Origin of the sequence: Musicola keenii (assembly GCF_014855505.1) — a bacterium.
Taxonomy (GTDB): domain Bacteria; phylum Pseudomonadota; class Gammaproteobacteria; order Enterobacterales; family Enterobacteriaceae; genus Musicola; species Musicola paradisiaca.
On record NZ_JAAWVW010000001.1, the window covers coordinates 301,829 to 323,691 of the forward strand.

Here is a 21,863-nt window from a genome sequence, read left to right on the forward strand (position 1 = left end):
TTTTCGGGCATATTTACATCATACAGACCCGCCTTTTTTTGCCCGCAAATTACACGTACAAGAGTAAGTTATGGCATCACATCTCATTGATTTTCTTCTTATTGGTAATAATTTTGGTACACCAGAAATGCGCACCGTTTGGTCAGAGCAAAACCGGATGACCAGGCAGGTTGACGTAGAAGTGGCGCTGGCGCTGGCGGAGGGTGAACTGGGGGTTATCCCGCAGGACGCCGCTGATGCCATCGCCCGCCATGCCGACGCCAGTACATTGAATATCGAATCCATCGCGCAGGACGCCGCGCGCATGAAGCACTCTCTGATGCCTACCATCACCGCTATCCAGAAACAGTGCGGTGACGCCGGTGAGTACATTCATTATGGCGTGACAACACAGGATGTAGTGGATACCGCCACGGTGCTGCAGTTGCGGCAGTCATTCGATATCGTGGTGCGCGATACCCGTTTGGTCGCGCGTGAGCTGAAACGTCTGGCGAAGCAGTATCAATACACGCCGATGACGGGACGCACGCACGGCATGCAAGCGTTGCCGACGACCTTTGGTTTCAAGCTGGCAGTGTGGCTAGATGAATTTGTACGCCACCTGCAACGGCTTAATGAAATCCGTGAGCGCGTGCTGGTGGGCAACATCAGCGGCGCCATTTGCACCTATGCCTCCTTCGGCGAGCTGGGGCCGGAAATTGAACGCCAGACGTTGAAGCGTCTGGGGTTGAATACGCCGAATATCGGCTGGCAGTCCGCCCGTGACCGTTTTTCCGAATATGCCTCTGTCGCGGTATTGATCAGCGGCACGCTGGGCAAAATCGGTAACGAGCTGTACAACCTAATGCGTACCGAAATCAACGAAATCGAAGAGCCCTTCTCGGAAGGGAAAATCGGTTCCACCACGATGCCGCACAAGCGCAATCCCGCTGCCCTGGAAGGGTTGGCCAGCCTGACGGCGCCGCTGTTCAAAAGTGCTGCCCTGATTCACGAGTCCATGAAAGTGGAGCATGAGCGCGATGCCATGAGCTGGCGCGCCGAGTGGATCGCATTGCCGGAAATCAATATTTATCTGTCGGCGCAATTGCAGAACGCGCTGGGTATTTTGCGCGGCATGTCGGTCAATGAAAGACAGATGCGCGCCAATTTGGAATTGCAAAACGGGTTGCTGCTGTCTGAAAAAGTCATGTTTGAAATCGGCAAACGGTTGGGAAAACAGACGGCGCACCATCTGGTGTACGAATGTTCCATGGCGGCGTTTGAGCAAAATCGTCATTTCAAGGATGTGCTGCTGGAGCACCCAGTGCTGGCGTCACAACTGAGCGCAGATGATCTGGATGCGTGGCTCGATCCGACCAATTATCTGGGCAGCGCGCCGCAGAAAGTGGACGATGTCATTCGCTACGCCGACGATAGCGGCCTGCTGGCTGAATGACAGGAGTTGCCATGAGTACGATATTTCGCCAAGTTACACTGGCGGACGACGAGGCGTTTCTTGAGCTGGCATTAGCGGCTTATGCGCCTGTGCGCGAGATGGGCATCAAGTTTGATGCCGCTTACGCAGACATTGAGCGGATCCGTTTTCATATTCAGCATAATGGCGTGTACGTGATGGAAAAAGAGGGACGCTTCGCCTCTTCGTGTTCTATCCGTTACCCGTGGGGGCCGGAACCGGGGCCGTTTGGATTGCCGCATATCGGGTGGTTCGCCACACACCCTGATTTCAAACAACAGGGGCTGGGCCGTCAAATGCTGGACTGGCTGGAGCAAGACATTCTGCTTGAGCAGTTGAAGGCGCCGGCCGTATCGCTGGGGACCGCGAAAAACCATCCCTGGCTGCTTGAAATGTACAGACATTATGGGTTTAAGGATGTGTGTCAGGCTGATCTGGGTAAAGGACACCTGACTATTTTTATGGAGAAAGTGCTCGACCCGCAACGTTATGACCAGTGGAAAAAGAAACATCCAAGAGCGGAGATATAAATGAAAAAAATAATCTTATCAGCATTCGCATTCGCAGCTGCTTTACTGATGGCGGGTTGTGATTCTCAAAAAGATGACAAAGTTTTGCGCGTTGGCGCAACCGGTCAGAGTTACCCCAGCGCGTTCAAACAGGACAACAAGCTGGTGGGGTTTGATGTGGAAGTGACGGAAACCATCGCTAAAGATTTGAATTACAAAGTTGAGTGGGTTACTGCGGACTTCAGCGGCCTGATGGGCCAACTGGAAGCCAAAAAACTGGATACCATCGCCAACGTGGTAGCCATCACCCCTGCTCGCGAGGAAAAATACAATTTTTCCCAACCTTACAGCTACTACGGCAGTCAGATTGTGACCCACAAGGATAATACCGGCATCAACACGCTGGATGATCTGAAAGGGAAAACCGTGGCTGGCGTTTTGGGTTCCAATCACGTTAACAACCTGAAAAAGGCGTTTGCCGACGGCAGCGTCAATATTCGTACTTACGAAACCCGCGATGGTGCGATGAGTGATGCGCTCGCCAAACGGGTGGATGGTTATATCAACTCCCGCCCGATTCTGCTGGCGGAGATCAACAAGCGTAATCTGCCGTTTAAGATGGTCGGTAGCCCGCTGGTGGTGGAAAAAGTCGGCTTCCCGTTCCAGAAAGATGAGAAAGGAAATGCGCTGCGCAAACAGTTTGATGACGAGCTGAATAAAATGCGTACCGACGGCCGTCTGAAGGCGCTGTCTGTGAAATATTTTGGTGAGGATATCACTGCGGGCCAATAATCCCGCCTTTGCCCGCTAACTCCGCAGGCGCCGGCTGGCGCCTGCTTCAAGGTCTTATCCATGAATATCGATTTCTCCTACCTGCTGAAGGTATTCCCCCAGGTATTGATGTATTTGCCGACCACGGCACTGTTGGCGATTGTCTCGATGGCGATCGCGATTGTGCTAGGGCTGGCGTTGGCGCTGATTCGTGAAAGCCGGGTGCTGGTGGTGGCGAAGCTGGTGGAACTGTATATCTCCTTGTTCCGCGGCATTCCTTCGCTAGTGCAACTGTTCATCATCTATTTCGGTTTGCCTCAACTGTTTCCGGCGTTGAATGGCCTGTCGGCGATGACGGCGGCGATTATCGGCTTCAGCCTGAAAAATTCGGCCTATATGGCGGAAATTTTCCGCGCCGCGCTGGCGTCGGTGGATTTCGGGCAGACGGAAGCCGGGCTGTCTGTCGGGATGAGCCGAGTGCAGATCTACCGCCGCATCGTGCTGCCGCAGGCGATGCTCAATGCGCTGCCCGCAACGGGCAACACCTTTATTTCGCTGATTAAGGATACCTCGGTGGCGTTTGCGCTGGGCGTTTCCGAGCTGTTTGCCGAAGGAAAGATGATCGCCGCGGAATCGCTGCGATTTTTTGAAACCTTCCTGGTCGTGGGGCTGATTTACTGGCTGGTGATTATCGCCTATTCCTGGTTCCAGACCCGACTGGAGAAGAAACTGAGCCATTCCCGGCAGCGTTAAGGAGCCGACATGATTAGCGTAAAAAACCTGACTAAACGGTTCGGCGAACAGGTAGTGCTGAACAACATCAGCCTGGATATCGAAGAGGGCGAGGTGGTCGCCATCATCGGTCCTTCCGGTTCCGGTAAATCGACGTTGCTGCGTTGCCTGAATCTGCTGGAGAAGCCGGAGGCTGGCACCATCACCATCGGCGAGCAGACGCTGGATACCCGTGATTACACCACCAAGGCGGAATATGCACTGCGCCGGCAGACGGCGATGGTGTTTCAGAATTACAACCTGTTTAAGAACAAGACGGCGCTGGAAAACATCACTGAAGCTCTGATTGTGGTGAAAAAAATGCCGAAAAAACAGGCGGAGGAGATTGGCCTGGTGCTGCTGGAGCAGGTCGGTCTGTTGCCGCAGGCGAATCAGTACCCGGTCACGCTGTCCGGCGGGCAACAGCAGCGCGTCAGTATCGCACGGGCATTGGCGGTGGATCCGAAAGCGATTCTGTTTGATGAACCCACTTCTGCACTGGATCCAGAGCGTGTTCATGAAGTGTTGCAAGTGATTCAGAAACTGGCGGCCAACACCACCACCATGGTGATCGTGACGCATGAAATGCAGTTTGCCAGAGAGGTGGCGGATCGGGTGATCTTTATGGCGGATGGGCATATTGTGGAGCAAGGGCCGGCAGAGAAGGTGATCCGCTTCTCCGACAATCCGCAGACCCGCCGTTTCCTGCGCCAACTGACGAATATTGAAGAGCCGTCAGAGTTTGATATCTGACGCTAATACCTTGTTCACCTGCTACGCCCGTTGAAGCGGGCAGCCCTGAATTCGGGGCGAATAGAGGAGTCACCATAATGAAAGTGCACGCGCAGCATGAGCCGTTGGCACAGTTTATTCAGGCGTTCCGGCACGAGCTGCATCAGCATCCGGAATTGTCCAATCAGGAATTTGAAACCACGCGGAAAATTCGCGCCGTGCTGGAAAAAGAAGGTATCCACATTCTGGATTTGCCGCTGAAAACCGGTCTGGTGGCGGAAGTGGGTGGTTTACAGGATGGCCCATTGGTGGTGGTGCGCTCCGATATTGACGCACTGCCGATTGAAGAAGAGTCCGGTGTCGAATTCAGCTCGAAAAACCCCGGCGTGATGCACGCCTGCGGGCATGATTTTCACTCCTCTGCCGCGCTGGGCGCCGCAATTTTACTTAAACGCGCGGAAGCGGAATTGAAAGGCACCGTGCGGATTTTGTTTCAGGCGGCGGAAGAAACCGGTCTCGGCGCACCGGAGGTGATTGCGGCGGGTGCGTTGGATGGCGCAACCGCCATTTTCGGTATCCACAACGATCCGACGCTGCCGGTCGGCGTCATCGGCGGTAAAGACGGTGCGCTGACGGCGGGGGTCGACCGCTTTGAAATCAAAATTGCCGCCAAGGGCTGTCATGCCGCCAAGCCGCATGAAGGCAACGATCCGATCATCATTCTCGGTCAATTAATCACTGCGGTGCAGACCATCGTCAGCCGCAATGTCCCCTCGGATAACAACGCGGTGGTGTCCATCACTCAGGTGCACAGCGGCAGCACCTGGAACGTCATCCCGGATACCGCCTATGTGGAAGGCACGGTGCGTACCTTCAGCCAGGAGGCGCGCGATCTGATTGAGCGGCGTTTTCGCCAGGTGGTGGCCGGCATCGCCAGTACCTTCGGCGCAGAAATCGAGTTCATCTGGCATGCCGGCCCGCCATCGGTAGTGAATACGCCGCGTTGGGTGGAGTTTGCATTGCAGGTTGCCGGCGACGAGGGTTTTGACGCGCGTCGGGTGGAAGCCAGCCCGATTGGCGAGGACTTCGCGTTCTACCAGCAGAAACTGCCGGGTACCTTTATGATGGTCGGCTCCGGCGGCCCGTATGCGCTGCATCACCCCAAATTTCGGGTGGATGACCAGGCGCTGTTCCCCACTGCGCACTATCTGTATCAGCTGGCGAAGCTATCGCTGGAGCAGCTGTCGGCGCACTGATCAACGTGATTCGACGCGATAGAAACAACAACGCCGGCAACCAGCGTCGGCGTTGTCATTCATCCAGCCTGACTTGGCACGGCAATGGCTACGTGTTGCTATCGGCCTGAAAACCGACAGGATGTCTTGTTGGTTAATGGCGACAATTCTTGCTATGTGATGTCTCTATTCGGAGACGTTTAATTGCCTGAAATAAAAGAGTTTTATTTCGCATCAATGTATCTGTTGCCAATTGGCGACTCTTTCTGTGAACCCCGTCGTTATTTTTAGGCTGACGTTGTCGCCGGTTGCCATATAAACAAATTAAATGCTTAAAATTCAATAAATTAATTTTTAATGTTGAGTGTGTTTTTTTTGGCACGATATCTGCTTTATCTGTTGTGTAGATGCTCATTCCACTCTCTATGCTTGCTTCGGCTTCATAAACCTGGGAATGACGCAGAGCCTTTATGGTGCCTGGCGTCCACTGCCGGTGAAGGTGACTTCCCGGGTTTGCGGACGCAACGTTGAGTGGGGCACCTAAACAGTTGTCTTTCAGACCTGATTTTTATTAGCGCTTGCCTTTGATTGGGCAAGCGTTTTTTTTGCGCAAGGTAGCGGCGATGTTGAGGCCGTATTTTATTGATGAAGCACCTGCAGTTGCCGCCGGCAAGCATGTATATCGGCGGTTAAGCCGTGATCAGTGTCGGCAAATGCTAAATGGTCTGTACGTCTGGTCGGGAGAGGGTTTCACAGCAGGGCGCGTTTCTGGCAATAAATCGGCACCTGTATAACGCATCACATTATTTGTAACATGCGTTTTGTAACAATGATGTGATCAAATCACGTTATGCGTAACATGTGTTATGTAACATGAGTTAAGGTGATCCGCTTCAAACTTTTGACCTTAAATTTAACGTTTTATAGCTACTACTTTTTATCCGGTAATTTTATTAGGTAATGAGGTGCGGCATGGTCGAAAGTACGCAATCCTGTGTGGTGGAAGGAAAGAAAAAAGTTAATGTCATTCATCAGGAGTGTCATTATCAAGGCAGCGGAACGCTGGTTAAAATAACTCGTGGCGGTATTTGCGGCTCGGATCTTCATTATTATCACGAAGGGAAAGTAGGTAATTATGAAGTCAAGCAACCTATGGTTTTAGGCCATGAGGTTATTGGTGTTATTGAGCAGAGTGATAATAAAGAATTACGTTATCAACAAAAGGTCGCAATTAATCCCAGCAAACCCTGCGGTCATTGTAAATATTGTCTCGCTCACGAAGAGAATCAGTGCGTGTCGATGCGTTTTTTCGGCAGTGCGATGTATTTTCCTCATGTTAATGGCGGTTTTACTCAATATAAAGTTGTCGATACAACGCAATGTATTCCTTTTGACAATCAGGCTGACGATCGTGTGATGGTATTTGCCGAACCATTGGCTGTGGCAATCCATGCCGTCAATCAGGCTGGCGATATTAAAGGAAAACGGGTGTTTGTGTCCGGTGTCGGGCCTATTGGTTGTCTGGTGGTCGCAGCGGCAAAAGCGATGGGCGCGGCTGAAATTGTCTGTGCCGACGTTAGCGAACGTTCTCTGGCCTTGGCATCTACCATGGGCGCCACCCAAACGGTGCATGCCCAATCGGGCGATTTCTCGGATTATCTGCAGGATAAAGGTTATTTTGATATTTCGTTCGAAGTCTCCGGTCATCCCCAATCGATTGTACGCTGTCTGGAAGTGACCCGTGCCAAAGGCGTTCAGGTTCAGGTCGGTATGGGGGGCGCGGTTCCCGATTTTCCAATGATGATGTTGATCGCCAAGGAAATTAAGCTGGTTGGTACATTCCGCTTTACGGAAGAATTCGCGACGGCGGTGCACTGGCTGAACGACCATGTTATCGATCCATTGCCACTGCTGAGTGCGGAATTTACGTTTACCGATCTTGAAGAGGCACTGTTATTTGCTTCGGATAAATCAAAAGCAGCAAAAGTACAGTTGGTCTTCTGAATTAATATTGTGAAGAGAGCAGAAAATGAAAAATATATTTTCACTGGAAAATAAAAAGATTCTGATTACCGGTTCGGCGCAAGGTATTGGTTTTTTATTAGCGAAAGGGTTAGCAGAGCAGGGTGCCGAAATTATCGTCAATGATATTACCGCCGAGCGTGCGGAACATGCCGTTGCGCAATTAACGGAGCAAGGGTATCGCGCTTACGCCGCGCCGTTTGATGTTACCCGTAGTCAGGAAGTGAATGAAGCCATTGACGGAATAGAAAAGAATATCGGTGCAATAGACGTACTGATTAATAACGCGGGTATTCAGCGGCGTCATCCTTTTACTGAATTTCCGGAAAATGAGTGGAATGATGTTATTGCGGTGAATCAGTCCGCCGTCTTTTTTGTTTCGCAGGCGGTGGCCCGTAAAATGGTGGAGCGCCGTGCCGGCAAAATCGTCAATATTTGCTCCATGCAAAGTGAATTGGGTCGAGACACTATTACGCCGTATGCCGCATCGAAAGGGGCGGTAAAAATGCTGACGCGCGGAATGTGTGTGGAACTGGCGCGTTACAATATTCAGGTTAATGGTATTGCTCCGGGTTATTTCAAAACAGAAATGACCAAGGCGTTGGTAGAAAACCAAGAATTCACCGCATGGCTGACGAAGCGTACACCCGCTGCCCGTTGGGGCGATCCGGAGGAGTTAATCGGCGCGGCGGTTTTCCTGTCATCCGGCGCATCCAACTTTGTAAACGGGCATTTATTGTTCGTCGACGGCGGTATGTTGGTCGCGGTTTAATACTGCCGACAAAATATAAATAAATTCGAATTAGCGGATACACCGTGTCTATGGCGGCGAGATTCTCGCTGCCCTTATTACAGGAATATCTTATGCCTTTAGTCATTATTGCTGTAGGGGTCGCGTTATTATTGATCCTGATGATTGGATTTAAAATAAATGGCTTTATTGCATTAATTCTGGTTGCCGCCTTGGTCGGCGTCGGTGAGGGCATGGCGCCACTGAAAGTCATGTCTTCTATTCAGTCCGGGATTGGCGGTACGCTGGGCGGGTTATCCATGATTCTGGGTTTCGGCGCCATGCTGGGACGTTTAATTTCGGATACCGGCGCGGCACAACGCATTGCGACAACCCTTATTCACCATTTCGGGAAAAGCCGGATTCAATGGGCCCTGGTGATTACCGGCCTGATTGTCGGGCTGGCCATGTTTTACGAAGTGGGTTTTGTCCTGCTGTTGCCGCTGGTGTTTACCATCGTGGCGGCGGCGCAACTCCCGCTGTTGTACGTTGGCGTTCCCATGGTCGCCGCATTGTCCGTTACGCACTGTTTTCTGCCGCCCCACCCAGGGCCGACCGCCATCGCCACTATTTTTAACGCCAATCTGGGCGTGACGCTGCTATACGGGATGATCATTACCATTCCAACGGTCATTATCGCGGGGCCGGTGTTTTCCCGGTTTTTGAAGAAATACGAGAAAGAGCCGCCCAAGGGGTTGTTTAACCCGAAAATTTTCACTGAAGAGGAAATGCCGGGTTTTGGCGTTAGCCTGTTGGCGGCGATTATCCCCGTCATTCTGATGGCTGCCGCGGCGATCTGCGAAATGCTGTTGCCAAAAGAGAATGCGGTTCGGCAATGCTTTGAGTTTATTGGCCATCCGGCGGTGGCGTTGTTTATCGCCATCGTGCTGGCGGTCTTTACGTTGGGGCTGCGTGGTGGGCGAAATATGGCGTCGGTGATGGACATCGTCAGCGATTCCATCGGTGCGATCGCCATGATCCTGTTTATCATTGCCGGCGGTGGTGCATTCAAGCAGGTCCTGGTCGACAGCGGCGTAGGGCAGTACATTGCCGAGCTGATGAAAGGGTCGTCGCTGTCGCCGTTATTGATGTGCTGGACGGTTGCGGCGTTGCTGCGCATCGCGCTGGGGTCGGCCACGGTGGCCGCTATTACGACGGCGGGCATCGTGTTGCCGCTGATTTCGGCCAATCACGCCGATCCGGCGCTGATGGTGTTGGCGGTAGGGTCGGGCAGCGTGATTGCCTCACACGTTAATGATCCCGGTTTCTGGTTGTTTAAGGGGTATTTCAACCTGAGTGTCGGCGAGACATTAAAGGTGTGGACGGTGATGGAAACTTTAATCTCTGTTCTGGGTATCATCGGGGTATTGATATTGAATAATATTATTCATTAAGCATTAACGGCATGCGGGGCAGGAACGCTGCGGCTTCCTGCCCCGAAGAGCAGCGTGAAGAGGCGTGATGAGAAAGTATCGGGTTTCCTTGCAGGACATCGCTAATCTGGCGAATGTCACCAAAATGACGGTTAGCCGTTATTTACGCACGCCGAATCAGGTTTCTCCTGAAACAGGAAAAAAGATTGCCCAGGTGATGGCGGATATTGACTATATCCCCAATCGTGCTCCGGAAATGTTGCTGAATATAAAAAGCTATACGATAGGTGTATTAATTCCTTCGTTTACCAATCAGCTTTTTGCCGACCTGCTGGCAGGCATTGAATCAGTGACATCCGGTAATCAATACCAGATTTTGATTGCTAATTATAATTACAAACGGGATTCAGAAGAAAAACAGATCCTTAATCTGCTCTCTTATAATATTGACGGTATTATTCTTTCCGAAAAATCACACACCTTGCGGGCAGTGAAAAATCTACGCAATGCCAATATTCCCATTGTAGAAGTGATGGATACCGAAGGCGAAAGCCTGGATATGGAGGTTGGGTTTCAGAATAGCCGTGCGGCGTTTGATATGGTGTCGACGATGTTGGAAAATCGTCAGAAAAAGAAAATTATTTATTTTGGTTCCCAAGATGATTTGCGCGATGAATTACGCTATCAGGGGTATTGCGACGCAATGCGGCAACACGGGTTGTCATCCTATCGAATTAACCCCAAATCTATTTCTTCCATGCAGCTCGGGGCGCAACTGATCGAACAGGCGTTTATTGAGTATCCCGATCTGGATGGAATATTTTGCACCAATGATGATATTGCTGTCGGCGCATTATTATATTGCCTGAGAAAAGGTATTCGTGTACCGGAGGACGTTTCTATCGCTGGGTTTCATGGCCTTGATATCGGACGAGAAATGATACCCAGTCTTGCCACTGTTATTACCCCTCGCTTCGCTATCGGGCAACGGGCAGCGACCATTTTGCTTAATAAAATCAGTGACAGAGACTACTCAACGTATTCAACGGATTTGGGGTATCAGATTTACCGCGGAGATACGTTGTAGCATCGCGTTCCATTCAATCAATAGGATACATACTCATAACCATCACGATGAAAATACGGCTCTGTCTTTGGCGATGATCATTACCTGCTGGTGATTTTGATAAAGGCAGCGCGGCTGTATGCCAACAATTATTCAATGCTGATTCAGGATGTCAGCGTGAATACGCAATCAGCCGTAAGCGTTTGATGTTTGATGTTGTGGGCGTGAGCGCGGCAGGTTTGCCTCGACCTGTCGGCGGTTCAGGGCATGAACAGTTGACGATTTTTCATCAGGTGGTATCCAGCCTAGAGGGCGGCGCGATGATTCAGGGCGCTAAATGAACGCCGCCCTGCTTTCTTGGTGCAGGGCGGGCGTATTTATTTCTGCTCGGTTTGCAGAGTGAGTGTAAGCCCTTCGCGCCGCATTCGGGCGGCATCTTCATACATCTTCAGCCGGTCGAAAGCGTCGGCGCACCAGGCGTAGTCATACGCATCCGGACGCAGTGCCAGCGCGGCCAGAAAAGCTTCGCTGGCCTGTTTCCATTCGCCGTGTTTCATCAGTAATTGACCCAGCGTGCTGTGTAGCAGGGCATCATCGGCACGTTGTTTGAGCTGCTGGCGCAGCGCTTTTTCCAGCGGTTCGGGGTTGCCGGTCTGCAATCTCGGCATCAGTTGCACCAGACGGTGATCGTATTGCCGTTTCAACCCGTCAATGATGATGTTTTGCGATGTCGTATGGTCATCGCATGCGATGAGGTGTTCTGCCATCGTCACCTGCATTGACAGATCCTGCCGTACCTTGCGGTTCTGGTTTTTCCACCATTGCTTCAGCCCTTCGCTGCCGCCTTCCGCCATGGCTTGATCCATCAGCCCGATAGTGGCGCGTTGCTGCAGTGATTGCAGATGCGCTTCGTCATGAATGCGAGTTTTGCGCATGGCGGGGAGGATATCCAGCAGGGCGCTATAAGCGCTGGTGCGCAAAAACGCCTGCTCCGCCAGCCGCAGGACTTCCGGATGACGCGGCGCTACTTCCAACAATCGATCCACGCCGTGCCGGGCGGCGTGATCTTCATTACGCGCCAACTGGATGCGTACTCGGGTGATGTCCACCGGTAGCTGATCGTTGTCGGCGATTTCCGCCGCCCGCTCCAGATATTGCCGGGTGCGGAAATCGTCGCCGCGCTGCTGGGCCGCTTCGGCCGCCAGCAAATAGTTGACCACCGGCTGATCGGCGTGGTCGGCGTTGCGGGTCAGCAGCTTTTCAACCTGATGGTAGTCGCCTTCGGTCAGTTTCAGCAGCGCCGCCCGGGTTTGCTGGCGAGCGCGGCTGCGTTTACGGCCAATAAACCAACCCCGGGTGCGGGCACCCGTGCGGAACAGACGTCTGAGCAGCCATTCCAGCGCAGTAAATGCCAGTAGTAATAACACCAACATGATGACCAGCCCGGTCACGCTGGTTTCAATGTTGTAGTTATCTGTCTGAATCAGGACGTAGCCCTGATGGCCGGCCAGCATCGGGCCCACTACGATGCCGGCGATCAGAATCGCAAACAGCAGAAAAACCTTCAGCATGTTCAGCCCTCCCGTGGGGTTGCAGCCGGTTGAGTCAGCAGGTTGCGAACCCGGGTTTGCATCAGCTGTTCAAGTAACGGCTGGCTCTGCAACTCGGTCGGCAAATCCATGGTTATCGATTGCTGGCTTAACATATCCAACTGTTCGAGAAACGCTTTGGTCGTGGGATCCTCTTCGTCAAAATAAGCGCGAATCCAGGTTGCGGCCGTTTCCAGCGATTGTTTGTAGGTTTCATTCTGGTGGCGCGGAACCGCCTGTGCGGCAATTAACAGGCGGGAGCGGATGTTTTCGCGCAGATAGACGTCCTGATTCGGTGCCAGCAGCGGCTCAGCCGTGTTGTCCCGGCGGCGGATGGTAATGAAATCGGACAGGAAGTTATGCCAGCTTTTGCTCAAATTCTGGCGCCATTCGCTGAGGGAGGCCGACAGCGTGGTATCGTTTTCTTCCATGGGTTCATCGTTGCTGCTCTCGGTATCCGCCAGTCGCAGGTTGTCTACTTGATCCGCCAGCAGGTTGACCTTAAGGATGATGCCGTCGAAATCGATCTGGCTGATGTTTGCTAACTGGTTGATATCATGAGTGATGGCGCGGCGGACATCGAGCAGACTGGGGTCGTTCATCTCCGCCAGACTGGTATCGGCGCTTTTCAGCAACGCGCCGGCGGTGGTGACGTCCTTATCGCTCCATAGTTTACGTCCGGCCTGTTTAACCAGAAAGTCTGCCTGCGCCAGCAGCCAGGTTTTGGCGTCGCTGTTGGACAGCGTTGCCAGTTTTTCCTGCATTTCTCCCGCCTGTCGGGCCAACGCCGTCAGACGTTGTTCATCCGCATTCTGTATCTTGCTCTGCTGTTCCTGCGCCTGCTGCCATTGTTGTTGGGATTGTGTCTGTTGCTTCTGCAACGCGGCGATTTGCTCTTTCAGAAGGGCCGTTTCCGTCGACTGGCGTTGTAGCTGTTGATGGGCGTAATAGTAAACGCCGCCGCTCAGCGCTAGCGCGACGACGATAGCGACAGCGCACGGTACAATACCCTGACGGGCCGGTGGTGTCGGTGATTTCTGCGGATGCGCGGGTTCAACCCGTTCGACAACCTCTTCAGAAGGCGTTGAGGGGGTAACGTGTTCCGTCATAATCATACATCCTATGATCTTGGTTATTGTAGGGCGCGCATCAGCGCATCATTGTCGGCATTGTCGGCCACGTTGACGTCGTTCCAGCCGAGTTTACGAGCGGCCTCGGCCAGCCGCTCGCTGACGACGATGACCCGACATGTTAACAGCCAGTTGGCCTGATAAACATCCGGTACCAGGTCATGGAGCGCTTGCAGCATCTCCCCGCTGGTTATGACCAGTGTATTCACGCCAAGTGTTTGCCAACGTTGGCATTGTTCCGCGCCATCGTAGTGTACGAGCGTCCGCTGATAGCATTCGCAGTAGCTGACGATGGCGCCTCGTTCCTGCAACGTATCGCCCAGCAATTCTCGACCGCCGTTGCCGCGCAAGAGTAAGGCGTGCCGTCCGGCAACGTTTTGTAGTTCAGGAAGTTGTAGCAGAGTTTCGCTGGTGGCTCGCACCGGCGGGTAATTTACCGGCAAACCACTGACGGTATGCAGTGCTAATCCAGTCGTGCGCCCAACGGCGTAGTACGTCAGACTGCTGGGCCAGACATAGCCGCCGCGTGACATCAGCGGTTCGGCGAACTCCACCACATGTTGCGATAAGGCGAAAACCAGATCGCCTGCCTGAAGCGCAGCAAGCCGTGTGGGCAACGACGCTAATTCCCGGCCGGGAGAAAATTCGATTAACGGGCTGTGGTAGGCGTGAAAACCAGCCAATCGGAGACGGGCTACCAGTTGCTCACCTGCGGGGGAGGGACGGGTAACCAGAATCGTCATGAGTTGGCTCCCCCGTACACGGCCTGCAGTATCTCTCTGGCGCCGGCGGCCAGGAGTTCATCCGCCAGGGAAATACCCAACTGTTCGGCGTCCTGACGGCGACCGGTGCGTTCGCCGCGAATGATGCGGCTGCCGTCGGGAGACCCTACCAGCGCGCGCAACCAGATGGCGTCATCCTGCAATTCGGCGTAGCTGCCGATCGGTACCTGACAGCCGCCTTCAAGGCGTGTATTCATAGCGCGTTCGGCCAGTACACGCACGGCGGTATCATCATGATTGAGCGGAGCCAGCAGTGCGCGCGTCCGTGTGTCGTCGAGGCGACACTCCACGCCGACAGCGCCCTGACCCACTGCCGGGAGTGATTGTTCTGGACTCAACGCTGCGCGGATTCGGCCTTCCAATCCCAGACGGTTCAGACCGGCGACAGCCAGAATGATGGCGTCGTAATCGCCGTTATCCAGTTTGCCGAGCCGGGTGCCGACGTTGCCGCGTAGATCGCGGATAACCAGATCCGGACGGCGGGCGCGAAGTTGGCATTGGCGCCGCAGGCTGGAGGTGCCGACTACGGCGCCGGGCGGTAATGCATCCAGATTGGCGTATCGGTTCGAGACGAAGGCGTCGCGCGGGTCGTCCCGCTCGCAAATAGTGACCAGACCTAATTGGGCTGGGAATTCGACAGGGACATCCTTCATGGAGTGCACGGCGATGTCGGCGCGATCTTCCAGCAAAGCCAGTTCAAGCTCTTTGACGAACAGCCCCTTGCCACCTACCTTGGCCAACGGTGTATCCAGCAAGACATCACCGCGTGTGACCATGGGCACCAGCTCCACCTGCAGCCCAGGATGACAGGCTTGTAAACGTTGCTGCACGTAGTGCGCCTGCCACAGCGCGAGCGGGCTTTGTCGGGTGGCAATCCTTAGAATATTGTCTACCATGCTTGATACCGTTTTCGATCCTTTCTTTTCATCGTACCACCGAAGGCGAGCCGGTGTCAGTGGCGGGCGGTGGTCGCGCCTGACGGGATGTGATTCAGGGTGTAAAGAGAGATGACACCGCTCCCTTGAACAGGCGATAATCTGAGCAGTGGCGAAGCACCATTAGACAAATCTAACTTTCTTTACTTTCTTTACGCTGTTTCAGCAAGGTGTTAAATTGATCACGTTTCCAGCAATACCTGCCCGCTATTCCTCTAAGCAAATTACAGGGCAGATCCGGAAGCGTCGGCTTTATTTATCGGCACTGGGATAAGCAGGCAAAACGTCTTGTACTTCTACATCGAGACCCTGAAGCAAAGACTGGATGCGATTAACCAACTGCGTGTTGATCGTGCTCTGGAAGCAATGAAACCCGCTTTTCAGCAGGTATACAGTCTTTTGCCAGTTTTATTACATCATCATCATCCGCTGATGCCGGGATATGTGGAAGGTAAAGTTCCGCACGGCATTTGCCTGTTTACGCCTGATGAAAAACAACAACATTACCTTGATAGTGTAGAGCTTCGCTGGGGTGAGCTGTCGGCGCCCGATCACAAAGACGAGTTGCCGATCACCGGCGTTTACTCCATGGGTAGTACCTCCTCTATCGGTCAGAGCTGCAGTTCCGATCTGGATATCTGGGTTTGTCATCAATCCTGGCTCGATAACGACGAGCGTCAACGTCTGCAACAAAAATGTTCTTTGCTTGAAAAATGGGCGGCGGGACAAGGCGTGGATGTCAGTTTTTTCGTGATGGACGAGAACCGTTTTCGCCACAATGAGAGCGGTAGCCTCAGCGGCGAGGATTGTGGTTCGACCCAGCATATTTTGCTGTTGGATGAGTTTTACCGCACTGCAGTGCGTATGGCGGGCAAACGTATTCTGTGGAATATGGTGCCGGTGGAAGAGGAAGCCAATTACGATGAGTACGTGCTTTCCCTGTATGCGCAAGGTGCACTGGCTCCCAACGAATGGCTGGATCTGGGTGGATTGAGCACGTTGTCGGCGGAAGAGTATTTCGGCGCCAGCTTGTGGCAGTTGTACAAGAGCATAGACTCTCCCTATAAGGCGGTATTGAAAACGTTGCTGCTGGAGACTTATTCCTGGGAATACCCCAACACCCGCCTGTTGTCGACAGAAATCAAGACCCGTCTGCACAAAGGAGAAATCGTCTCCTATGGCCTCGATCCTTACTGCATGATGCTGGAGCGTGTAACCCAGTATCTGAATGATATCGGCGATACCACCCGTTTGGATTTGGTAAGACGCTGTTTCTACCTGAAAGTGTGCGAGAAACTGTCCCTCGAACGAGCGTGTACCGCCTGGCGTCGCCAGATTCTGGCCCAAATGGTTCGGGAGTGGGGGTGGGATGAGACCCGTATCCGGGTGCTCGACAATCGTGCCAACTGGAAAATTGGTCGAGTACGCGAGGCGCACAATGAATTGCTGGATGCGATGATGCAGAGTTATCGCAACCTGATCCGCTTCGCACGTCGCAACAATTTGAGTGTCAGCGCCAGCCCGCAGGATATCGGTGTGTTGACCCGCAAACTGTACGCGGCTTTTGAAGCGTTGCCAGGCAAAGTGACGCTGGTTAACCCGCAGATTTCACCTGATTTATCGGAAACCAACCTCACATTTATCCATGTACCGCCGGGCCGTGCCAATCGTTCAGGTTGGTATCTATACAATCAGGCGCCGTCAATGGACGCTATCGTTAGCCACCAGCCGCTGGAATATAACCGCTACCTGAATAAGCTGGTGGCTTGGGCGTATTTCAATGGTCTGCTGACGCCGTCCACCCGTTTGCATATTAAAGGGCACGATCTGTGCGATATCGCCAGGTTGCAGGAGCTGGTCTCCGATGTTTCCAGCCATTTCCCGCTGCGGGTTCCCGCACCGACGCCGAAAGCGCTTTACAGCCCGTGTGAAATCCGACATCTGGCGATTATCGTCAATCTGGAATATGACCCAACGGCGGCGTTCCGCAATCAGGTGGTGCATTTTGATTTTCGGCAGCTTGATGTATTCAGCTTTGGCCAACAGCAGCAGTGTCTGGTGGGCAGCATCGACTTGCTGTATCGCAATTCCTGGAACGAAGTGAGAACGCTGCATTTCAGTGGCGAACAGGCGATGCTGGAAGCGTTGAAAACCATTCTTGGCAAAATGCATCAGGATGCTGCATTGCCGGAGTCGCTGGAGGTGTTCTGCTATAGCCAACATCTTCGAGGTCTTATTCGCACGCGGGTACAACAGTTGGTTTCCGAGTGTATCGAATTGCGCCTGACCAGTACCCGTCAGGATCCGGGACGCTTTAAGGCTGTGAAGGTGGCGGGTGAAACCTGGGGATTGTTCTTCGAACGTCTGAGCGTGTCTGCCCAGAAGCTGGAGAATGCGGTGGAGTTTTACGGCGCCATCTCCAATAACAAACTGCAAGAGTTGCCGGTTCAGGTCGAAACCAATCCAATCCATCTGCCGCCGGTAGTGGATGGCGTCGCCAGCGAGGGGATCATCCAGTTCTTTTTTGAAGATCAGCAAGATAATCAAGGGTTCAATATTTATATTCTGGATGAGTCCAACCGGGTTGAAGTGTATCACCACTGTGAAGGAAGCAAGGAAGAGTTGGTACGGGATGTCAGCCGGTTCTACTCGTCGTCGCACGACCGTTTTACCTACGGCTCCAGTTTTATCAATTTCAACCTGCCGCAGTTCTATCAAATTGTGCAGTTGGAAGGGCGTGTTCAAGCCGTTCCTTTTCGCAGCAATGCTATCTCCCATTTGTATTCCGCTTCAGCATCGGAAGAGAAAAATCCGGTGCTGAACCATCGGTTACAGATGCTGTGACATCTGTCTGCCGGGGTGTGCGTTGTCACCCCGACGGCCGTTTACCCAAAGTTGACGTCTTCGCCGCTCTGCTCGGAACAGGCCGTTGCCAGCAACGCCATGAACTTGTTGCCGCTGCGATCGCAAATCCAAAGGCCATCGCGGTAGTCGAAGTGATAACCGCCGCTTTTGGTCGCCAGCCAGACTTGGTGCATGGGCTCCTGCCGGTTGATCACAATCTTGCTGCCGTTTTCAAAACTGAGCGTCATGACGCCGCCGTTGGTTTCATAATCGATATCCGCATCGCCATCAAATCGATCCAGCGTTTCCTCTATTTTCAACATCAAAGCGTCGGCCAATTGATGAAACTCGCTATCGTTCATATTCGATTCCTATTGATTTTCATGATCCACCTGCGATTATAGAGAGCATAGGTCTATGAATGACAGGTTTTAACAAAATGAATAAAGTTTTTCGCCAGAGCGCGCTGGCTCTGTTGGTGTTGTCATTGGTTGGTTGTGGTCTTAAAGGGCCGCTCTATTTCCCGCCGGAAAATACGCCTGCACCAGCAAAACAAGTGCAACAGCAAACTAACCAGACTCAGCAACAATCGTCGCCTGCCAAAACCCAATAGTTGGAGATAGCCAGGTGGCATGATTGAGCAACAAGAGATTGCGGATAACGGGGAGCCATTCTCGTAGCGGATGTAAGTCAGCGGGGTCAGGATAATGCAGTTTTCCAAAATGCACGGTTTGGGCAACGATTTTATGGTTGTCGATGCCGTAACGCAGAATGTCTACTTTTCGCCGGAGTTGATCCGCCGGCTGTCGGATCGACACTGTGGCGTGGGATTCGATCAGTTGCTGATCGTCGAACCGCCTTATGATCCTGAACTGGATTTTCATTATCGAATCTTTAATGCAGACGGCAGTGAAGTTGCGCAATGCGGCAACGGCGCACGCTGTTTTGCCCGTTTCGTTCGTCTCAAAGGGTTGACCAACAAACGTGACATCAATGTCAGTACGCACAATGGGCGTATGGTTCTTTCCGTGACGGAAGACGAATTGGTGCGCGTCAACATGGGAGAACCCAATTTTGAACCGCAACAGGTGCCGTTCCGTGCGGCTAAGCCGGAGAAAACCTACATTCTGCGGGTGGCTGAGCGCACTGTGATGTGCGGCGTCGTTTCCATGGGGAATCCGCATTGCGTGATTCAGGTGGAGAATGTGGATACCGCGCCGGTTGAAACATTGGGGCCGTTGTTGGAAAGCCATGAGCGTTTCCCTGAGCGCGCTAATATTGGTTTTATGCAGATAATCAATCGCAATGCGATTCAGTTGCGGGTATATGAACGCGGTGCCGGAGAAACCCGGGCCTGCGGCAGCGGTGCGTGCGCAGCGGTCGCCGTGGGGATTCAGCAAGGGCTGCTGGCGGCGGACGTTAATGTCCGGCTACCGGGTGGTGAACTGAATATTCATTGGGATGGCCCCGGAAACCCGCTGTTCATGACTGGCCCGGCGACACACGTCTATGATGGATTTATTCATCTATGAAAGGGAATGAAGGGCAGGTTGCACGTCAGGAAATGACTGACGAACAGGTGCTGCAGTATCTGCATCAGCATCCTGACTTTTTCATTCGTCACGCGCATCAGGCCGCCCAAATGCGGGTTCCTCACCCGGTAAGGGGAACGGTATCGCTGGTGGAATGGCAGATGTCCCGTCAGCGCGCGAGAATTCAGTATCTGGAAGAAGAAATCGCTCTGCTGATGGAACAGGCGATGCGTAATGAGACACTGTTTAACCAGCTGCTACAACTGCAATTGGCGTTGTCGACGGCCGATTCGTTGCAATCGCTGTTAGATCGGTTGTACCGATGGGCGCGCGATCTGGGGCTGTCGGGTGCGACGATCCGTCTGTTCAGCGATCGCTGGCGCATTGGCGCGCCTTCTGATTTTACGTATCTGGCGCTGAACAGAACGTTGTTTGAGCCGCTGCGCATTCAACGACTGGGCGACCAAAAACACTATCTCGGTACGTTGAACAGTGCAGAACTGCTGTTGCTGTTGCCCCAGGCCCGACAGGTCGGGTCGGTGGCCCTGTCGCTAATGGGGAACAACGGCGATCTGGGGTTGCTGATGTTCAGCAGCCGTGACAGCCATCATTATCAGGACGGAATGGGTACCGATCTGCTACAGCACCTGGCGATTCTTGTGCCGACATTGCTGGAGCGTTGGATTGAACGCTTATGACTGCGCCATCCCCCCTTGTCATACCGGTCAATGCCTTTCTTCGCTATCTGCGTGTAGAGCGTCGGCTCAGCCCATTGACGTTGCGCAGTTATCAACATCAGTTGCAGGTTATCGCATCGACTCTTGAAGAGAGCGGCGTAAGCGACTGGCGCCGGCTGGACGCCGCCGGTGTGCGTTCGTTGGCGGCGCGCGGCAAGCGCGACGGGCTCAGCGCCGCCAGCCTGGCCCAGCGTCTGTCTGCACTGCGCAGTTTCCTTGACTGGTTAGTGAGTCGGGGCGAACTGAGCGCCAACCCGGCGCGTGGCGTATCCGCACCCAAAGCGGGGCGCCATTTGCCGAAGAATATGGATGTGGATGAGACGGATCGCCTGTTGGCGATCGACCTGAATGATCCATTGGCTGTCCGTGACCGGGCCATGTTGGAAGTCATGTATGGTGCCGGTTTACGTTTGGCGGAGCTGGTGGGGCTTGATTGCCGTCATCTTGATCTGGCGGACGGCGAAATCTGGGTGTTGGGAAAAGGCAGTAAAGAGCGCCGTCTGCCGATAGGCGCCACTGCGGTGGCCTGGTTGCGACGTTGGCTGGATGTGCGTGAAATTTATGCGCCGGACGATGATGCCGTCTTTGTTTCCAGCCGGGGAAAGCGAATCTCAATGCGGAACGTACAGAAACGCTTTGCCGAGTGGGGGGTGAAACAAGGTATCAGCAGCCATGTTCATCCTCATAAACTGCGACACTCTTTCGCGACGCATATGCTGGAATCCAGTGGTGATTTGCGCGCGGTGCAGGAATTGCTTGGCCATGCCAACCTGTCGACCACCCAAATCTATACCCACCTTGACTTTCAACATCTGGCATCGGTGTACGATGCCGCGCATCCGCGTGCCAAACGAGGAAAATCCTGATGCATTTCTACCGTCCGCTTGGGCCGATCGGCGCGATGACTTTTGATCTGGACGATACGCTGTACGACAACCATGACGTTATTTTGCGCACTGAGCGGGAAACGCTGCGTTTTCTGCAGGATTACCATCCCGCGCTAGCGTTGCTGACGGTGGATAACCTGGCGCGACTGCGTCAGGAGTTGCGACAGCAGGAACCTGAAATTTATCATGATGTTACGTACTGGCGCTGGCGTTCCGTACAGTTGGCGATGCACCGGGCGGGTTTGACGCCGTCGGAGTCCCATCGCGGAGCGGACGCGGTGATGGCGGAGTTTGCGCACTGGCGCAGCCGCATTGAAGTACCGCAGGAAACCCACGATACCCTGACGGCTCTGGCGCAACGCTGGCCGTTGGTGGCAATCACTAACGGTAATGCGGATCCGCACGCCTGCGGTTTGGGGGACTATTTCCGTTTTATCCTGCGCGCCGGCCCGGATGGTCGTTCAAAGCCCTGGGGCGATATGTACCATCGTGCGGCGGAAAAGCTGAATTTGCCGTTGCACAGCCTGCTGCACGTGGGGGATGATCTCACCACGGATGTCGCCGGCGCGGTTCGCAACGGGATGCAATCTTGCTGGATCAACCTGCGGGACGGTAATCTGATGCATATTCCCGATGCCCGGTTGCTGCCTCATGTGGAGATTTTCAGGTTGGCATCGCTAACGGCATTGCTATAATCCCTGCCTT

General features: G+C 53.4%; 22 protein-coding genes. 17 read left to right on the forward strand and 5 right to left on the reverse strand.

Translation table 11 applies throughout. The features are described from left to right. The first annotated feature begins 70 nt into the window (after positions 1 to 70). The 11 genes from purB to HEP82_RS20080 all read left to right on the forward strand — a co-directional run bounded on the left by purB (position 71) and on the right by HEP82_RS20080 (position 11,063). Positions 71 to 1,435 carry an adenylosuccinate lyase gene (gene purB, locus HEP82_RS01370; RefSeq protein ID WP_192456443.1) on the forward strand — a complete coding sequence of 455 codons (1,365 nt, stop codon included), beginning with the start codon at positions 71 to 73 and terminating at the stop codon, positions 1,433 to 1,435. 11 nt (positions 1,436 to 1,446) lie between these two features. Further along, the gene (locus tag HEP82_RS01375; protein WP_192456444.1) at positions 1,447 to 1,983 is read left to right on the forward strand and encodes a GNAT family N-acetyltransferase; all 537 of its coding nucleotides are present in this window, start codon (positions 1,447 to 1,449) and stop codon (positions 1,981 to 1,983) included. Beyond that, positions 1,984 to 2,754 (forward strand): amino acid ABC transporter substrate-binding protein, encoded by a 771-nt coding sequence (locus tag HEP82_RS01380; protein WP_192456445.1) that lies wholly within the window; start codon positions 1,984 to 1,986, stop codon positions 2,752 to 2,754. It abuts the gene before it with no gap. Between the two features lie 60 nt (positions 2,755 to 2,814). Then, positions 2,815 to 3,486: an amino acid ABC transporter permease gene (locus HEP82_RS01385; protein WP_192456446.1), complete on the forward strand. Its 672-nt coding sequence runs from the start codon at positions 2,815 to 2,817 to the stop codon at positions 3,484 to 3,486. Positions 3,487 to 3,495: 9 nt separating this feature from the next. Next, positions 3,496 to 4,257 carry an amino acid ABC transporter ATP-binding protein gene (locus tag HEP82_RS01390; protein ID WP_192456447.1) on the forward strand — a complete coding sequence of 254 codons (762 nt, stop codon included), beginning with the start codon at positions 3,496 to 3,498 and terminating at the stop codon, positions 4,255 to 4,257. Between the two features lie 77 nt (positions 4,258 to 4,334). Next, positions 4,335 to 5,492 carry a M20 peptidase aminoacylase family protein gene (locus HEP82_RS01395; protein ID WP_192456448.1) on the forward strand — a complete coding sequence of 386 codons (1,158 nt, stop codon included), beginning with the start codon at positions 4,335 to 4,337 and terminating at the stop codon, positions 5,490 to 5,492. Between the two features lie 951 nt (positions 5,493 to 6,443). Further along, complete coding sequence (gene idnD, locus HEP82_RS01400) at positions 6,444 to 7,475, forward strand: L-idonate 5-dehydrogenase (protein ID WP_192456449.1); 1,032 nt, start codon at positions 6,444 to 6,446, stop codon at positions 7,473 to 7,475. Between the two features lie 25 nt (positions 7,476 to 7,500). Beyond that, positions 7,501 to 8,265 (forward strand): gluconate 5-dehydrogenase, encoded by a 765-nt coding sequence (gene idnO / locus HEP82_RS01405; RefSeq protein ID WP_192456450.1) that lies wholly within the window; start codon positions 7,501 to 7,503, stop codon positions 8,263 to 8,265. 92 nt (positions 8,266 to 8,357) lie between these two features. Beyond that, positions 8,358 to 9,677 carry a gluconate:H+ symporter gene (locus HEP82_RS01410; RefSeq protein ID WP_192456451.1) on the forward strand — a complete coding sequence of 440 codons (1,320 nt, stop codon included), beginning with the start codon at positions 8,358 to 8,360 and terminating at the stop codon, positions 9,675 to 9,677. Positions 9,678 to 9,744: 67 nt separating this feature from the next. Next, positions 9,745 to 10,743, forward strand: a complete 999-nt coding sequence (idnR, locus tag HEP82_RS01415) for a DNA-binding transcriptional regulator IdnR (RefSeq protein ID WP_192456452.1) — start codon at positions 9,745 to 9,747, stop codon at positions 10,741 to 10,743. Positions 10,744 to 10,928: 185 nt separating this feature from the next. Continuing rightward, complete coding sequence (locus tag HEP82_RS20080) at positions 10,929 to 11,063, forward strand: hypothetical protein (RefSeq protein WP_269150404.1); 135 nt, start codon at positions 10,929 to 10,931, stop codon at positions 11,061 to 11,063. 36 nt (positions 11,064 to 11,099) lie between these two features. Here the strand turns inward: HEP82_RS20080 and hemY are convergent, their stop codons facing one another. The 4 genes from hemY to hemC are packed head-to-tail and all read right to left on the reverse strand — an operon-like array spanning position 11,100 to position 15,119. Next, complete coding sequence (gene hemY, locus HEP82_RS01420) at positions 11,100 to 12,293, reverse strand: protoheme IX biogenesis protein HemY (RefSeq protein WP_192456453.1); 1,194 nt, start codon at positions 12,291 to 12,293, stop codon at positions 11,100 to 11,102. A gap of 2 nt (positions 12,294 to 12,295) precedes the next feature. Further along, positions 12,296 to 13,420, reverse strand: coding sequence for a uroporphyrinogen-III C-methyltransferase (hemX, locus tag HEP82_RS01425; RefSeq protein ID WP_192456454.1), 1,125 nt, complete (start codon positions 13,418 to 13,420; stop codon positions 12,296 to 12,298). A 23-nt stretch (positions 13,421 to 13,443) separates the two neighbouring features. Continuing rightward, a complete protein-coding gene (gene hemD / locus HEP82_RS01430) occupies positions 13,444 to 14,184 on the reverse strand; it encodes a uroporphyrinogen-III synthase (RefSeq protein ID WP_192456455.1) in 741 nt (246 codons plus the stop codon). Next, on the reverse strand, positions 14,181 to 15,119 hold the full coding sequence (gene hemC, locus HEP82_RS01435; protein ID WP_192456456.1) for a hydroxymethylbilane synthase: 939 nt from the start codon (positions 15,117 to 15,119) through the stop codon (positions 14,181 to 14,183). Before hemC ends, hemD begins: the two co-directional genes overlap by 4 nt. Positions 15,120 to 15,446: 327 nt before the next feature. Here hemC and HEP82_RS01440 point away from each other — a divergent pair, with 327 nt between their 5' ends. After that, complete coding sequence (locus HEP82_RS01440) at positions 15,447 to 18,002, forward strand: class I adenylate cyclase (protein WP_192456457.1); 2,556 nt, start codon at positions 15,447 to 15,449, stop codon at positions 18,000 to 18,002. Between the two features lie 41 nt (positions 18,003 to 18,043). Here HEP82_RS01440 and cyaY read toward each other — a convergent pair whose 3' ends face one another. After that, on the reverse strand, positions 18,044 to 18,364 hold the full coding sequence (gene cyaY, locus HEP82_RS01445) for an iron donor protein CyaY (RefSeq protein WP_192456458.1): 321 nt from the start codon (positions 18,362 to 18,364) through the stop codon (positions 18,044 to 18,046). A 77-nt stretch (positions 18,365 to 18,441) separates the two neighbouring features. On the opposite strand from cyaY, the gene lptM reads away from it, so the two are divergent. The 5 genes from lptM to yigB all read left to right on the forward strand — a co-directional run bounded on the left by lptM (position 18,442) and on the right by yigB (position 21,853). Continuing rightward, entirely contained in the window at positions 18,442 to 18,615 is a 174-nt protein-coding gene (lptM, locus tag HEP82_RS01450) for an LPS translocon maturation chaperone LptM (protein ID WP_012763871.1), read from the forward strand. A 94-nt stretch (positions 18,616 to 18,709) separates the two neighbouring features. Next, positions 18,710 to 19,534 (forward strand): diaminopimelate epimerase, encoded by an 825-nt coding sequence (gene dapF / locus HEP82_RS01455; RefSeq protein ID WP_192456459.1) that lies wholly within the window; start codon positions 18,710 to 18,712, stop codon positions 19,532 to 19,534. Beyond that, entirely contained in the window at positions 19,531 to 20,232 is a 702-nt protein-coding gene (locus HEP82_RS01460) for a DUF484 domain-containing protein (protein WP_192456460.1), read from the forward strand. Before dapF ends, HEP82_RS01460 begins: the two co-directional genes overlap by 4 nt. Further along, a complete protein-coding gene (gene xerC / locus HEP82_RS01465; RefSeq protein ID WP_192456461.1) occupies positions 20,229 to 21,137 on the forward strand; it encodes a tyrosine recombinase XerC in 909 nt (302 codons plus the stop codon). The genes HEP82_RS01460 and xerC overlap by 4 nt, the downstream gene beginning before the upstream one ends. Then, positions 21,137 to 21,853 carry a 5-amino-6-(5-phospho-D-ribitylamino)uracil phosphatase YigB gene (yigB, locus tag HEP82_RS01470; RefSeq protein WP_192456462.1) on the forward strand — a complete coding sequence of 239 codons (717 nt, stop codon included), beginning with the start codon at positions 21,137 to 21,139 and terminating at the stop codon, positions 21,851 to 21,853. Before xerC ends, yigB begins: the two co-directional genes overlap by 1 nt. Positions 21,854 to 21,863 lie beyond the last annotated feature (10 nt).